We start from the raw sequence: 13,842 nt of genomic DNA on the forward strand, positions 1-13,842 counted from the left end.
TTGGGCCTGTCTGTCATGGGCACGACATGACGGCCCGCACATGTCCCAGGAAGGGAGAGTCATGGACTCCCCACGTCTCCTCCGGCGCCTGCTGCTGCCCCTCGCCCCCCTCCTCACCCTCGCGGCACTCTCCACCGGACTGGCCCCCGCGCCGGCCCCGGTGCCCGCCCCAGCCGCAGTGGCCGCTCCCGCGCCCGCCGCCGTGACGTTCTCCGACGACTTCGACGGGCCCGCCGGCTCCGCCGTCGACGGCACGAAGTGGCAGATCGAGACCGGTGACAACGTCAACAACCACGAGCGCCAGTACTACACGGCCGGCAACCGCAACGCCGCGCTCGACGGCCAGGGACACCTGGTCATCACCGCCCGCCGGGAGAACCCGGCCAACTACCAGTGCTGGTACGGGCGTTGTGAGTACACCTCCGCCCGGCTCAACACGGCCGGCAGGTTCACCACCACCTACGGCCGGGTCGAGGCCCGGATGAAGATCCCGCGCGGGCAGGGCATGTGGCCCGCGTTCTGGATGCTGGGCGACGACATCGGGCAGGTCGGCTGGCCCGCCTCGGGCGAGATCGACATCATGGAGAACGTCGGGTTCGAACCGTCCACCGTCCACGGCACCCTCCACGGACCCGGCTACTCCGGCTCCGGCGGCATCGGCGCCGGGTACACCCTCCCCGGAGGCCAGGCGTTCGCCGACGCGTACCACACCTTCGCCGTCGACTGGAGTCCCAACCTCATCACCTGGTCCGTCGACGGCACCGTCTACCAGCGGCGCACGCCCGCCGACCTGGGCGGCCGCCAGTGGGTCTTCGACAAGCCGTTCTTCCTCATCCTCAACCTCGCGGTCGGCGGCTACTGGCCCGGCGACCCCGACGGCAGCACCGCCTTCCCCCAGCAACTCCTGGTCGACTACGTACGGGTGAGCACCGGCGGCGGCCAGACCGGCTCCGGCCCCATCACCGGCATCGGCGGCAAGTGCGTGGACGTGGCCGGCGCCAACAGCGCCAACGGCACGCCCGTACAGCTCTACGACTGCAACGGCACCGCCGCGCAGAACTGGACCGTGGGCTCCGACGGCACCATCCGCGCGCTCGGCAAGTGCCTGGACGTGGCATCGGGCGGTACGGCCGACGGCACCCGTGTCCAGCTGTGGGACTGCAACGGCACGGCCGCACAGGTGTGGGCCCTCCCCGCCGCCCGCGACATCGTCAACCCGCAGGCGAACAAGTGCCTCGACGCCACCGGCGGCAGCTCAGCCAACGGCACCCGGCTGCAGATCTGGACCTGCACCGGAGCCGCCGCCCAGAAGTGGACCGTCACCCGCTGACCGGAAAGGGAAACCGACTGTCCCTCCCGCCCTCCCGCCAGCGAGAATGCGGCATCTCGAACGGGAGGAAACCATGAGCAGGGCACACCTGACTCTGCACGAGCTGCTGCCGCCGCGCGAACTGGCGGCAGCGCTCGACGCGGGGCACGTCACCCGCAAAACACATCCGGAACTGCCGCTGTCCCTCTACACGTACACCCGGGCGTGCCAGTACGAGAGGATCTGGAACCGCGTCACCATGCGGTGCCGAGGTCTGGTCGCCGACGACGGCACCGGTGAGGTCGTCGCGCTGCCCCTGCCGAAGTTCTTCAACATCGGGGAGCACGAGGCCGGTCAGCCGTACGCGCCCGCGCTGCCGGACGAACCGTTCGAGGTGTACGACAAGGTCGACGGCAGCCTCGCCGTGGTCTTCCACTACGCGGGCCGGTGGCACGTCGCGTCCAAGGGGTCGTTCGTCAGCACGCAGGCCACCTGGGCGCAGCGCCGGCTCGACGGCACGGACACCTCGTCCCTCACCCCGGGCGTGACGTACCTCGCCGAGATCCTCTACCCCGAGAACCGCATCGTCGTCGACTACGGCGACCGCCGGGACCTGGTGCTGCTCGCCGCGTTCGCGAAGGACGGCACGGAGACACCCCTGGCCGACGCCGCGCCCGCGTGGCGGCCGATCGGGTCCGTGGTCACGGTCCGCCCGCCCGTGCCGCTCGCCGAGCTGCTGGCCCTCACCGAGGCCGGCACCCTCCCCGGCGGGAGGACGGCCACCGGGACGGACGCGGAAGGCTTCGTCCTGCGCTTCGCGTCCGGGGTACGGGTGAAGGTCAAGCTGTCGGAGTACGTACGCCTCCACAAGGTGCTGACGGGCGTCACCGAGCGGGACGTCTGGCGCGGCCACGGCGTCCAGCGCTTCGCGCACCTGCCCGCCAAGCAGCTGGTCCAGGCCCTGGGCTGCTCGCCGGCGGACGTCGACGCGACGGGCGGCCGTCCGCTGGACGCCCTGCTGGAGCAGGTGCCGGACGAGTTCGACGCCTGGGTGCGCGAGGTGATCGCGCGGATCGAGAAGGACGTGGCGGACCGGGAGCGCGCCATCGAGGACGCGTACCGGGCGCTCGCTCCGCTCGCCGGCGACCGTGCCGCCTTCGCGCGCGCCGTGCGGGCGCTGCCCGACCCGGCCGTCCGGCCATGTTCCTGCGCCTGGACGGGCGCCCGACGGAACTCGCGACCTACCGTTCGGTGCGCCCGCGGGCGTCCGACCCCTTCAAGCACGACGAGGAGAACTGACCGGTGCCCGAAGTACACGTGATGACGGGCCTGCCCGCCTCGGGGAAGACGACCGAGGCCCGCCGCCTCCAGGCGGCGTCCGGGGGCCGGATGCGCCGGGTCAACCTCGACGACCTCCGCACCATGATGGACGTCCCCACGGGGGAGCGGAACTCCCACGCCCACGAGCAGACCGTGCTCGCCGTCCAGGACGCGGCGGTCCGCGCGGCCGTCGACGGCGGGTTCGACGTGGTGGTCGACAACACCCACCTGACCCCCCACATACCCAAGCGGCTGAAGGCCGCCGTCGGCGGGCGGGCCACGTTCACCGTGCACGACTTCACCGGCGTACCGGTGGAGGAGTGCGTACGGCGCGACGGGGCACGCGAGCGCCCCGTGGGGGAGGAGATCATCCGGCTGCTCGCCGACAAGCACGCCAAGGCCAGGAGGGGCGGTTGGCAGCTCACCGCGGACTGGTTCAACGACCAGGCTCCCGTGGAGCCGTACGTCGCCGACCCGTCGCTGCCGTCGGCGGTCCTGTGCGACATCGACGGCACCCTCGCCCTGCGTGGGGACCGGGGCCCGTACGACTTCACCCGCTGCGGCGAGGACCTGCTCAACGTCCCGGTGCGGCACGCTCTGGGGGCCTTCCGGCGCGTCGGCGACGACGCGGTCGTGCTGCTCTCCGGGCGGGGCGAGGAGCACCGGGAGAAGACGGAGGAGTGGCTCCGGCGGCACGACGTGCCGTACGACGAACTGTGGATGCGGGCCGCGGGCGACCACCGGCGCGACGACGTCGTGAAGGCCGAGCTGTTCGACCGGCACGTCCGTCACCGCTTCGCGGTACGGGTCTCCCTCGACGACCGCGACCGCGTCGTCGCCGTCTGGCGCCGGATGGGCCTGCCCACGTGGCAGGTCGACTACGGCGACTTCTGAGCGGGGCGGACGGGGCGGGAGGCGCGGGGCGGGTGCCCACGGGGGCGGTGCGCCGGCCACGTGGTGCCCACGGGGCCGGTGCGCCGGTGGTGTGCGCTGTGGGCCCGCGCCGAGGCGTGCTCAGCGCCGGGCGCACGCCCAGGCGCCCATGCCCTGCATCGCCGCGAGTCTGCGGGCCGTGGCGATCTGCTGGGCCTTGGTGGCCAGATCCGCCCGGGGCGCGTACCGCAGGCCGCCGGCGGCGACCCAGCTGGACTGCTTGAACTGGAGGCCGCCGTAATGGCCGTTGCCGGTGTTGGCGTTCCAGTCGCCGTTGGACTCGCACTTCGCGATGGCGTCCCAGTTCGCGCGTCCGCCCGGGCGCTGCCCGGCGGCCTGCGCGGCGGGGGCGACGAGCGTCAGGGCGACCGACGCGCACAGCGCGGCCGCGGTGAGCCCGCCGAGGACGCCCATGCTGCCTGTCCTGCTGGTATGACGATGCATCAGGTCCCTCTTGGGTCGGTCGAACCCGCCCCTGGCAAGGGGCCGGCCGGATGCCTACGACCGTAGGGTCGGGCGCCGCACGCGGCACGCGGTGTTGCGCCCATCGGGTCAGCGCGCCCGGAACGCTGGGGGGAGACCGCACTGACGGCCGGTCACCGGCCCGGGCGGGTCAGGAAGTCCGCGATGCGCCCGCCCCAGCCACGGACGTCGGCGCGGGTCCGGGCCACCCGGAGGTCCGCGCGCAGCAGCCGGGCCGCCGTCTCCGCGGTCGACAGCGGGTGGCCGGGGTCGTCCGCCCACGCCAGGACCAGACACGGCAGTCCCAGCCGGGCGAGTGCCTCCGGAGGCGGCAGGTCCGACCGCGCCAGGCCCCGCAGGACGGACGGCAGCACCCGCTCCTCCGGCGTCGGCGGGACGTCGGGGACGCCGGCCGCCACCGGCGGGCGCGGGCCCCGCGCCCGGTCGGCGAGCCACGCGGCGGCCCCCTCGCGCTCGACCGTCTCCGCCGCCCGGCGGTTGCCGCCCGCGTACGCCTCCCGTGTCGTCCAGGCGGTCGGCGGGATCAGCAGCACCAGCCGGGAGAACCGCTCCGGCGCCCGGACAGCGGCGTGCAGCACCGTCCCGCACCCCATGGACGCGCCCATCGCGTCGACCGGCCCGTCCGCGCCCAGGTGGTCGAGCAGGGCCAGCAGGTCGTCCGCGAGCGAGGCGTACGTGTAGTCGCTCTCCACCGGCCCGCCCGTGGACCGGCCGTGGGCGCGGGCGTCGTAACGGACCAGGCGCCGGCCCGCGCGCACCACCGGCGCCCAGTCGAACAGCCCCATCCGGTCCTCGGCGGCCCGGCCCGCGAAGCCCCCGTGCGCGTACACCGCGAGGGGACCCCGGCCGGTGTCCTCGTAGCGCAGCTCGGCCCCCCGGTGCCGGAAGACGCGCTCCCCGGCCATGTGCTCTCCCACTGCCCGCCCTCCGGGTCCGGTGCGGCGATTCACGTGTGCGGCTTTGCGAAGATGATCGCTTTTCCTCCCTAGTGTGATCGTCATGACGCGCACATCCCCCCGGCCCCCGAGCGGCCCCCCTCGCCGCGCGAGGCGCCCGGGCTACCTGGCGGCGGCCGCGGTCTTCGCCATCGGAATGGCCGGCACCACGCTCCCCACCCCGCTGTACGGCCTGTACCGCCAGGAGCTGGGCTTCTCCGAGCTGATGGTGACGGTCGTGTTCGCCTCCTACGCCGTGGGGGTGATCCTCACCCTGCTGCTGGCGGGCAACCACTCCGACGTGGCGGGCCGGCGCCCGGTCCTGCTGTGCGCGCTGGGGTTCGCCGCGGCCAGCGCGGTGTGCTTCCTGCTCGAAGGCGGCCTGCCCGCCCTCTTCGCCGGCCGGGTCCTCTCGGGCTTCTCCGCCGGGCTGCTGAGCGGGGCCGGCACGGTCACCGTGCTGGAGCTGGCGCCACCGGAGCGCAGGTCCCGCGCGGGCCTCGCCGCCACCGCCGCGAACATGGGCGGCCTGGGCTGCGGCCCCCTGCTGTCGGGGTTGCTCGCCGAGTACGCCCCGATGCCACTGTCCCTGCCGTTCCTGGCCCACCTCGGGCTCCTGGCCGTGGCCTGCGCGATCGTCCTGCTGCTGCCCGAGACCGTCCCCGGAGCGCGGCTCGGTGCCCGGCCGGGACCGCAGGGGCTGTACGTGCCCGCGGAGGTCCGCGGCGTCTTCACGCCCTCGTCCCTCGCCGCCTTCGCCGGGTTCTCGCTCCTCGGCCTGTTCACCGCCGTGGCGCCGAGTTTCGTCTCCCACGCACTCGGCATCGGCGACCTGGCCGTCTCCGGGCTCGTGGTCTTCTCGGTGTTCCTCTCCTCCACCGTGGGCCAGGCGCTGACCGGCCGGGTGCCGGTGCGTTCCGCCCTGCCCCTGGGCTGCCTGGTGCTGGTCGGCGGGCTCCTCCTCGTGGGGGCGTCGCTGTGGGCCGAGTCCCTGGCGCTGATGGTGGCCGGTGCCGTCTGCGGCGGGCTCGGCCAGGGCCTCGCCTTCCGCGCCGCGCTGACCGCCGTCGGGGACGCGGCGCCTCCCGCGCACCGGGCGGCCACCATCTCCTCGTTCTTCGTCGTCGCCTACACGGGCATCTCGCTGCCGGTCGTCGGCGTCGGCGCGCTGACGATGTGGCTGGGCCTGGAACGCGCCGGACTGACGTTCACGGCCTGTGTGACCGTCCTCGTCGCGGCCACCGCGGTCCACCTCGTCCGGCGCCCGGTGGCGACTCGCGGTCACTGACGCCTCGGATAGGATGATTTTTCAGTATCCGAGCCGATGGGTCGCTGTCACGCCCCGGTGGTGAGGTCATCACGTTGGACACGCACGAGTCGACCAGCGACTCACCTGAGCGGCCCCTGACGGCGGCGGGGTACGCGGGAGTGCTCCGTGACCTGCTGCCGATCGCCCTGTGGCGGACCGACGCCGACGGCCACGTGGTCGAGTGGTCCCTCGCCGCCCAGGACGTCCTGGGCCACCTGCCGGCGGACATCATCGGCCGGCACGCCAAGCCGGTGCTGGTCCCGGAGGCCGACTGGGAGCTGGCCGAGCGGCTGGCCAGGAGGGTGCGGAGGGGCGACGCCGTGGCCGCCGCCCTCCCGGTACGGCACCGCGACGGGCACCTCGTGCCGATGGAGATGTGGATCTGCCCGGCCGCCGACCAGCAGGGCGGGACGGGCATCCTGGCCATCGCCGTCGAGACCACCGCGGTCCTGCACATGCGCGACTCGCTCGCCGCCCTCCAGGGGCTGTTCAGCCAGTCACCCATCGGCCTCGCGCTGCTCGGCCCCGACCTGCGGTTCCTGCGGGTCAACGAGGCACTCGCCCGGATGAACGGCGTACCGGCCCGCGAACACCTCGGCAGACGCCTCACCGAGGTCGCCCCCGGGATCAACGCCGCCGCACTGGAGACGGTGATGCGCCAGGTCCTGGAACGCGGCGAGGCGGTGGTCGACGTCCGCCGCACCGGCCACACCCCCGCCGACCCCGGACGCGAACGGACCTGGTCCTGCTCCTACGCGCCCCTGCTCGACGGCGCCGGCCACCGGCTCGGCGTGGTCGCGTCGCTCATCGACATCACCGACGCCCAGCGCGCCCACGTCGAGGCCGAACGGGCCCGCCGCCGCTTCGCCCTGCTGGCGGAGGCCGGCACCCGCATCGGGACCACCCTGGACCTGCGGCGGACCGCGGAAGAGGTGGTGGACCTGCTCGTCCCCCGGCTGGCCGACTCCGCCGACGTCCACCTGCGCCAGGAGGTGCTGGACCCCGAGGAGGCCGCCGCCTCCACCCGCGGGGTGCTGCGCCGGATCGCGATGTCCTTCGAGGACCCCACCGCCCCGGCCGAGGCACTGGCGGTGGGCCTGACCTACCAGGTGCCGCCCGGATCGGTGTACGAGCGGGTCATCGCCGACGGCCTCCCGATGGACCTCCACCAGGCCGACGTCCCGGCCCTGGTCCGCGACCCGCACGCCGGCCGGCTGCGCGGCTACCTCGCCCGCCTCGGCTCCGCGCGGCTGGTCCCGCTGGTCGCCCGCGGCAAGGTGCTCGGCGCCGTGGTGGTCACCCGCACCCGCGGCCGGGAGCCGTTCGACCAGCAGGACCGCGTCCTCATCGACGACCTGGTCGCCAGGGCCGCGCTCAACATCGACAACGCCCTGATGTACACCCGCCAGCGGGAGGCCGCCCTCACCCTCCGGCGCAGCCTCGCCGACAACGCCCTGCCGAAGGTGGCCGGCCTGGATCTCGCCGGACGCTACCTGCCCACCAGCGACCACCAGGTCGGCGGTGACTGGTTCGACGCCTTCGCCCTGCCCGGCGGCAGGACCGGACTCGTCATCGGGGACGTCATGGGGCACGGCGTCCACGCGGCGGCCGTCATGGGCCAACTCCGTACGGCGGTGCGCACCCTCGCGCGCCTCGACGTCCCCCCGGACCGCATGCTGGTCTGTCTGGACGCCGCGGTGGCCGACCTCGGCGAGAACGAGATGGCCACCTGCGTCTACGCCATCCACGACCCGGCCGCCGGCACGTGCCTGATCGCCCGGGCGGGCCACCCGCCGCCCGCCGTGGCCGACGAGCGGGGCACCATCGCCTTCCTCGACGGCCCGCCCGGCACCCCCCTGGGGACCGGGGTCCGCGACTTCCGGACCGAACACGTACCGCTGGACCCCGGCAGCCTGCTGGTGCTCTACACCGACGGCCTCATCGAGTCCCGCGACCGGGACCTCGACCAGGGCATGGAGCAGCTCGCCCGGTCGCTGCGCCACCTCGACCACCCGCTGGACGAGATCTGCGACCGCGTCCTCGGCCGGCTCCTGCCCTCCGCCGCGCAGGACGACGTGGCCGTGCTCCTGGCCAGGGCCCGGGACACCGCCCTTGATCCGCCGGCGGGCCGTGCCGACCGCTACCACCCCTACGAACAAGCACATAAGGTGCAAGAGTGGTGACGATGGACACACCGGTGACGACGTTCAGCGAAGGGCCCGAGGACCCGTTCGCCGTCCGGCGCTCCGCCTCGGCGGTACTGGACGACCGCGGCGCCGTCGTCGGCTGGAGCGAACGGGCCGAGGCCCTGCTCGGGTACCCCGCCGGGGAGGCGCTGGGACGGCCGGCCGCCGCGTTCCTGATCGACCCGCGCGACCGGCGCGTCGTCATGGACGCCGTGGCCACCTGCGTACGCGGCGAGGGCTGGTTCGGCGTGGTACCCGTCCGGCACCGCGACGGCCGCCGGGTCGAGGTGGGGTGCCGGGTCCGCGCCGTCGGCCGGGGCGGCGGCCACCGCGAGTGGTTCCTCGTCGGCGCCCCCGCGGACGAGGTGGTCCAGTGGGAGACGGACCGGTCGGTCCTCGACGGCCTCTTCGGCCGCTCGCCCATCGGCCTGTCGGTCCACGCTGCGGACCTGACGATCCTCCGGGTGAACCGCGCGATCGCGAAATTCAGCGGGCTGCCGGTCGACCAGCACCGGGGACTGCGCACCAGCGACTTCCTGATCGAGCGCGACACCGACACGGTCGAGGGCCAGCTGCGGGAGGTCCTCGACACCGGCCGGTCCTCCGTGTTCGCCGAGCAGCCCTGCGTCCTGCGCCGGGACCCCGGCCGTGAGCTGGTCGTCTCGGTGTCGGCCTTCCGGCTGCACGACCCCGCCGGGAGAGTCCTCGGCGTGACCCAGACGGTCGAGGACGTGACCGACCGGCACCGCGCCCGCCGCCGGCTCGCCCTGCTCAACGAGGCCAGCGCCCGCATCGGGACCACCCTCGACGTCACGGAGACGGCGCGGGAACTGGCCCACGTGGCCGTCCCGGACCTCGCCGACCGGGTCTCCGTCGACCTGCTGGAGCCCGTCGCCCGGGGCGAAGAACCCCTCCAGGACATGGTCGGACCACTGCGCCGCGCGGCCGTCCGCACCGTACCGCCCGACGCGGCGGACCTGATGCACCCGGTGGGCCACACGATGGACGTGCCGCCCGGGACCGTCCAGGCCCGGTGCCTCGCCGAGCGGAACCCGGTCCTGGACGCCGGCCCCGGCGGCCCGGCCGCGTCCCTGTCCATGGAACCGGAGGGCACCGGGCCCCTCCTCGGTCCGGGCACCCACTCCCTGCTGGTCGTACCGCTGATCGCCCGGGGTCTCGTGCTCGGCCTGCTCAGCCTCTGGCGGTCCCGGCGGCTCGAACCGTTCGAGGAGGACGACGTCACGCTCGCCGAGGAGTTCGCCTCCCGCGCCGCCGTCTGCATCGACAACGCCCGCCGCTACACCCAGCAGCACCAGGCGGCGCTCACCCTCCAGCACAGCCTCCTCCCGCGCACGGTGCCCCGGCACCCGGCGGTCGACGTCGCCCACCTGTACCTGCCGGCCGACGCCGCGGCCGGCGTCGGCGGCGACTGGTTCGACGTCATCCCGCTCTCCGGGCTCCGCGTCGCCCTCGTCGTCGGTGACGTGGTCGGCCACGGTATCCACGCCGCGGCCACCATGGGCCGGCTGCGGGCCGCCGTCCACACCCTGGCCAATCTCGACCTCACCCCCGACGAGGTGCTCTCCCACCTCGACGACCTGGTGGACCGGCTGGCCGCCGAGCAGGAGCCCACCGACGACCTCTCCCGCCAGGTCGTCGGCGCCACCTGCCTGTACGCCGTGTACGACCCGGTCTCCCGGACCTGCGCCCTCGCCCGCGCCGGCCACCCGCCGCCCGCGCTCGTCACCCCGGACGGGCGGGCCCACCTCCTCGACCTGCCGGCCGGCCCGCCGCTGGGCCTGGGCGGCCTGCCGTACGAGTCCGCCGAACTGGACCTCGCCGAGGGCAGCGTCCTCGCCCTCTACACCGACGGCCTCGTCCAGGCCGGCGACCGGGGCACCGACGAGCGGGACGTCGACGAGCGCGTGGCCGATCTGTGCGCCGCCCTCACCGCGGCGGGACCGGCCCGCGCGCTGGAGGAGACCTGCGGGGCGGTCCGCGAGGCACTGCTGTACGACCACCCCACCGACGACGTCGCGCTGCTCGTGGCCCGTACCCGGGTCCTGGCCGAGGAGAAGGTGGCCACCTGGGAACTGCCCGCGGAGGTGACCGCCGCCGCCCGCGCCCGTACGCTGACGGCGTCCCGGCTCACCGAGTGGGGGCTGGAGGAACTGCACTTCACCACCGAACTGATCGTCAGCGAGCTGGTCACCAACGCCTTCCGGTACGGCGGCGGCCCCATCACCCTGCGGCTCATCAGGGACCGCCGCCTCATCTGCGAGGTGTCCGACACCAGCAGCACCTCGCCCCACCTGCGCCGCGCCCGCAGCACCGACGAGGGCGGCCGGGGGCTGTTCCTGGTGGCGCAGCTCACCGAGCGGTGGGGGACCCGGTACACGCGCGAGGGCAAGACCATCTGGACCGAGCAGGCGCTGCCGGCCGTCAGGCCAGAGCGGTCGCCGCGCCTCTGAGCACCAGTCCGCACCCGAGCGCCAGGACCACGGTGGCCGTGCCGAGCGGCGCGAGACGGTTCGCCAGCGCCACGATCCGGCCCCGCGGCCGGCGCGCCAGCCGCCGTTCGGCGGTGTCCCGCAGCCGCACCGCGGCGAACCCGGCCCCGGCCAGGGTGAGCGCGACCCCGGCGCCGTACGCCAGCACCAGCAGGAGGCCGAACCAGGCCTGGCCGAGGGCGGCCGCCCCGAGCAGCACGACGACCGCGGACGGACTGGGGACCAGCCCACCGGCCAGCCCCATGAGGATCACACCGCGCAGGCCCGGAGCGGGCGGGGCGTGGTGGTGATGGTGTCCGTGCGGGTGCCGGTGCGGGTGCGGGGCGTGCTCATGCCCGTGCCCGTGTGCGTGCCCGTGTGCGTGATGCCGCCGGCGCCAGGCCCGCCGCAGCAGCAACCCGCCCGCCACCGCGACCAGGGCGCCGCTCGCGATGCCCAGCCAGGACACCACCGTGGGCGCCGCCGCCGAACCGGCGGTGATCAGCCCCCCGAGCGCGAAGACGCCCAGGGTGTGGGTGACGGTCACCGACGCGCCGAGCGCCAGCATGTCACGTGCGGAACGACGGCCCCCCGCCGCGGCCGCCGCCGCCATCATGGTCTTGCCGTGCCCCGGCGCCAGCGCGTGCATGGCGCCCAGCAGCACCGACGCGCCCAGCGCCAGGAGCGCGAAGCCGGCGGTCAGTTCGTGCCGGGCCACCAGCCCGGTGAGCGCCCGCGCCCAGCGGTCCGCGCCCCTCGGGAGGACGCCCGACGCCGGGGGACCCGCCGCCTGGTCCGGCCCGGCCGCCGCGGCCCCGCCGGAACGCACGGTGAAGGCGACCGACCGGGAGTCGGGCGGCGAGGACAGCGCGTCGTCCGGGTAGGCGGTGAGCCGCCGGGACACCGAGTCGCCGGGCACGTCCGACCCGGTCAGGGTCAACCGGTCGCCCCGCGCGGTGATCTCGCGCCAGCCGGGGCCGGCCGCCACGGCGGCCGGCGCGTAGCCGAGACGCGTGCCGTCCCCGCGCGGCAGCGGCGCCGTCAGCGCGCACGTCACACGCAGCGTCGCCAACCCGGCCTGGCCCGGCCGCTCTTCGGCCCTCGCGCGGCCGGCCGTCAGCGGGCCGGCGGTCCCGCCGCCGACGACGAGCCGCGCGTCCTTCGCCGCCGTGTCGCAGCGGGCCCGGGCCCATGCCGCGAGCTCGGCGGGAGCGAGCCGGTCGTCCCCGTCGGCGTCGACCTCCTCGCGTGCCTGCGAGGCCGGGATCTCGGCCAGGTCCTCCACATGGTCCACGGTCAGTCTCCCCGGGGCGACGAGGAGCCCGTCGTACTGGCTCACGGTGAAGTTGCCCAGGGGGTGGGCCTGCGCGGCCTGGCCGGACAGCAGGGCCAGTCCCGCGCCGGTCAGCAGGGTGACGAGGGCGCGGGCGGCCGTACGGCGGGTCATGACTCCCCCTGGAGTGCGGACAGGGCGGCCTTCGCGTCGCGGGCACCGGTCGCCGAGAAGGCAGGGTTCAGCGCGAGCGCGGCCCGCAGGTCGCGGCGCGCCGCCGCGTCGTCGCCGAGAGCGCGCTCGATCATGCCCCGGTGGTGGAGGAACGAGGCGTCGCGGTAACCGGGGGAGAGGGCGGCCGCCCGCTTCGCGTACGTCAGTGCCTCGGTGTGCTCGCCCGCGCGGTGCAGCGCCCAGGCCAGCGCGTCGGCCGTGTGGACGGTCTGGCGGCGCGACCACTCGGCCCGCGCCGCCTTCAGCGCCTCGCCGGCGTCGCCGTGGTCCGCCTCGACGAGGGCGGACTCCAGATCGGTGGCGACTCCGTTCGCCCGGGCCAGGCGCGTCCAGGTCCCGATGAGGGCGTACTGCTCCTCGGCACGGTCGCGCCGGCCGAGCGCCTCGTACAGCTCGCCGAGTGCGGCGAGCCGTCCCGGCAGCGGGCTTCGCCGCACCACGTCCTCGAGATCGCTCACCGCGCGTTCGGTGTCCCCCAGCGCGGCGTACGCGCGTCCCCGCCCCTCCCGCGCCGGTACGTGCCCCGGATCGGCGCGCAACGCGGTCGCGAAGTAGCCCGCCGACTCCTTGAACCCGCCCCGGCTCCAGGCCAGTTGGCCCAGCGCGGTGGCGACGTACGCCACGTCTGCCGGGGTGTACGCCGAGTCCAGCGCCCGCAGCAGTACCCGGCGCGCCCCTTCGGGGTCGCCGCGCAGTTCGAGGACGTAGGCGTACCGGGTGAACACCGGGATGCCGGGGCGCCGCCGGTCCGCGAGCCGCGCCGCGTCCAGCGCCGCGTCGTAGCGGCCGAGTTCGACGAGGGCGTCGATCCGGGTGGACAGGGCCCGCTCGCCGTACGGGTTCACCCGCAGCGCCCGGTCCGCCAGGTCCAGCGCCGCGCGGAAGTCGTGCCGCGCGGCCGCCAGTGCCGCCCGGCCGGCGAGGGCCGCGTCGTTGCGGGCGGCGGGGCGCAGCGCGAGCGAACGTCCGAACGCCTTCTCCGCCTGCGGGTACCGGGTGGGATCGCCGCTCGTGCGCGCCTGCTCGACGTATGCCGCGCCCAGCGTCGCCCACCCGCCGGCGTCCCGGGGCTGGTCGGTGAGGTGCCGCTGGAGACCGGCGACGCCCCGCGCCAGGTCCCCGGCCGCCAGCCGCTCCACCGGTACGACCGCGGCGAGGGCCGGCGCCGTCCGCTGCCGGGCGGCGTCGACGTCGGCGCCGGACGCCACCGAGCCGGCGGTGAGCCCGAGGGTTACCGCCAGGACCGCCGCGATCCGCCACCGCTCCGGCCGCCCGCCCGGGCGGGCGGGTTGCGGCTTTCGTACGAGCATCGGTTGTGCCTTCCTGGGTGGGTCACCGGACGGGAGGCCCGGCAGCGCCGTGGGGGGAAGG

10 protein-coding genes are annotated in these 13,842 nt (G+C 75.2%); 6 read left to right on the top strand and 4 right to left on the bottom strand.

Annotated features, from left to right (window positions below; genetic code table 11):
* The first annotated feature begins 61 nt into the window (after positions 1 to 61).
* From AC07DW_RS06280 to AC07DW_RS06290, 3 genes are all read left to right on the top strand, one after another.
* Positions 62 to 1,330 carry a ricin-type beta-trefoil lectin domain protein gene (locus tag AC07DW_RS06280; RefSeq protein WP_478856447.1) on the top strand — a complete coding sequence of 423 codons (1,269 nt, stop codon included), beginning with the start codon at positions 62 to 64 and terminating at the stop codon, positions 1,328 to 1,330.
* Between the two features lie 73 nt (positions 1,331 to 1,403).
* Entirely contained in the window at positions 1,404 to 2,630 is a 1,227-nt protein-coding gene (locus AC07DW_RS06285) for an RNA ligase (protein WP_478856448.1), read from the top strand.
* Positions 2,612 to 3,523 (top strand): phosphatase domain-containing protein, encoded by a 912-nt coding sequence (locus tag AC07DW_RS06290; protein ID WP_478856449.1) that lies wholly within the window; start codon positions 2,612 to 2,614, stop codon positions 3,521 to 3,523. The genes AC07DW_RS06285 and AC07DW_RS06290 overlap by 19 nt, the downstream gene beginning before the upstream one ends.
* A 120-nt stretch (positions 3,524 to 3,643) precedes the next feature.
* Here AC07DW_RS06290 and AC07DW_RS06295 read toward each other — a convergent pair whose 3' ends face one another.
* Positions 3,644 to 4,006, bottom strand: a complete 363-nt coding sequence (locus tag AC07DW_RS06295) for a transglycosylase family protein (RefSeq protein ID WP_478856450.1) — start codon at positions 4,004 to 4,006, stop codon at positions 3,644 to 3,646.
* Positions 4,007 to 4,158: 152 nt separating this feature from the next.
* Complete coding sequence (locus AC07DW_RS06300; RefSeq protein ID WP_478856451.1) at positions 4,159 to 4,950, bottom strand: alpha/beta fold hydrolase; 792 nt, start codon at positions 4,948 to 4,950, stop codon at positions 4,159 to 4,161.
* 94 nt (positions 4,951 to 5,044) lie between these two features.
* Here AC07DW_RS06300 and AC07DW_RS06305 point away from each other — a divergent pair, with 94 nt between their 5' ends.
* From AC07DW_RS06305 to AC07DW_RS06315, 3 genes are all read left to right on the top strand, one after another.
* Positions 5,045 to 6,268: an MFS transporter gene (locus AC07DW_RS06305; RefSeq protein WP_478856452.1), complete on the top strand. Its 1,224-nt coding sequence runs from the start codon at positions 5,045 to 5,047 to the stop codon at positions 6,266 to 6,268.
* A 74-nt stretch (positions 6,269 to 6,342) separates the two neighbouring features.
* Positions 6,343 to 8,472 carry a SpoIIE family protein phosphatase gene (locus AC07DW_RS06310; protein WP_478856453.1) on the top strand — a complete coding sequence of 710 codons (2,130 nt, stop codon included), beginning with the start codon at positions 6,343 to 6,345 and terminating at the stop codon, positions 8,470 to 8,472.
* 2 nt (positions 8,473 to 8,474) lie between these two features.
* Entirely contained in the window at positions 8,475 to 10,946 is a 2,472-nt protein-coding gene (locus AC07DW_RS06315) for a SpoIIE family protein phosphatase (protein WP_478856709.1), read from the top strand.
* Here AC07DW_RS06315 and AC07DW_RS06320 read toward each other — a convergent pair.
* Positions 10,918 to 12,411, bottom strand: coding sequence for an urease accessory protein UreH domain-containing protein (locus AC07DW_RS06320; protein WP_478856454.1), 1,494 nt, complete (start codon positions 12,409 to 12,411; stop codon positions 10,918 to 10,920). The two genes, AC07DW_RS06315 and AC07DW_RS06320, sit on opposite strands and share 29 nt — an antisense overlap.
* The gene (locus AC07DW_RS06325) at positions 12,408 to 13,781 is read right to left on the bottom strand and encodes a tetratricopeptide repeat protein (protein ID WP_478856455.1); all 1,374 of its coding nucleotides are present in this window, start codon (positions 13,779 to 13,781) and stop codon (positions 12,408 to 12,410) included. Before AC07DW_RS06325 ends, AC07DW_RS06320 begins: the two co-directional genes overlap by 4 nt.
* Between the last annotated feature and the right edge of the window lie 61 nt (positions 13,782 to 13,842).

This window comes from Streptomyces sp. NPDC045701 (assembly GCF_056432045.1).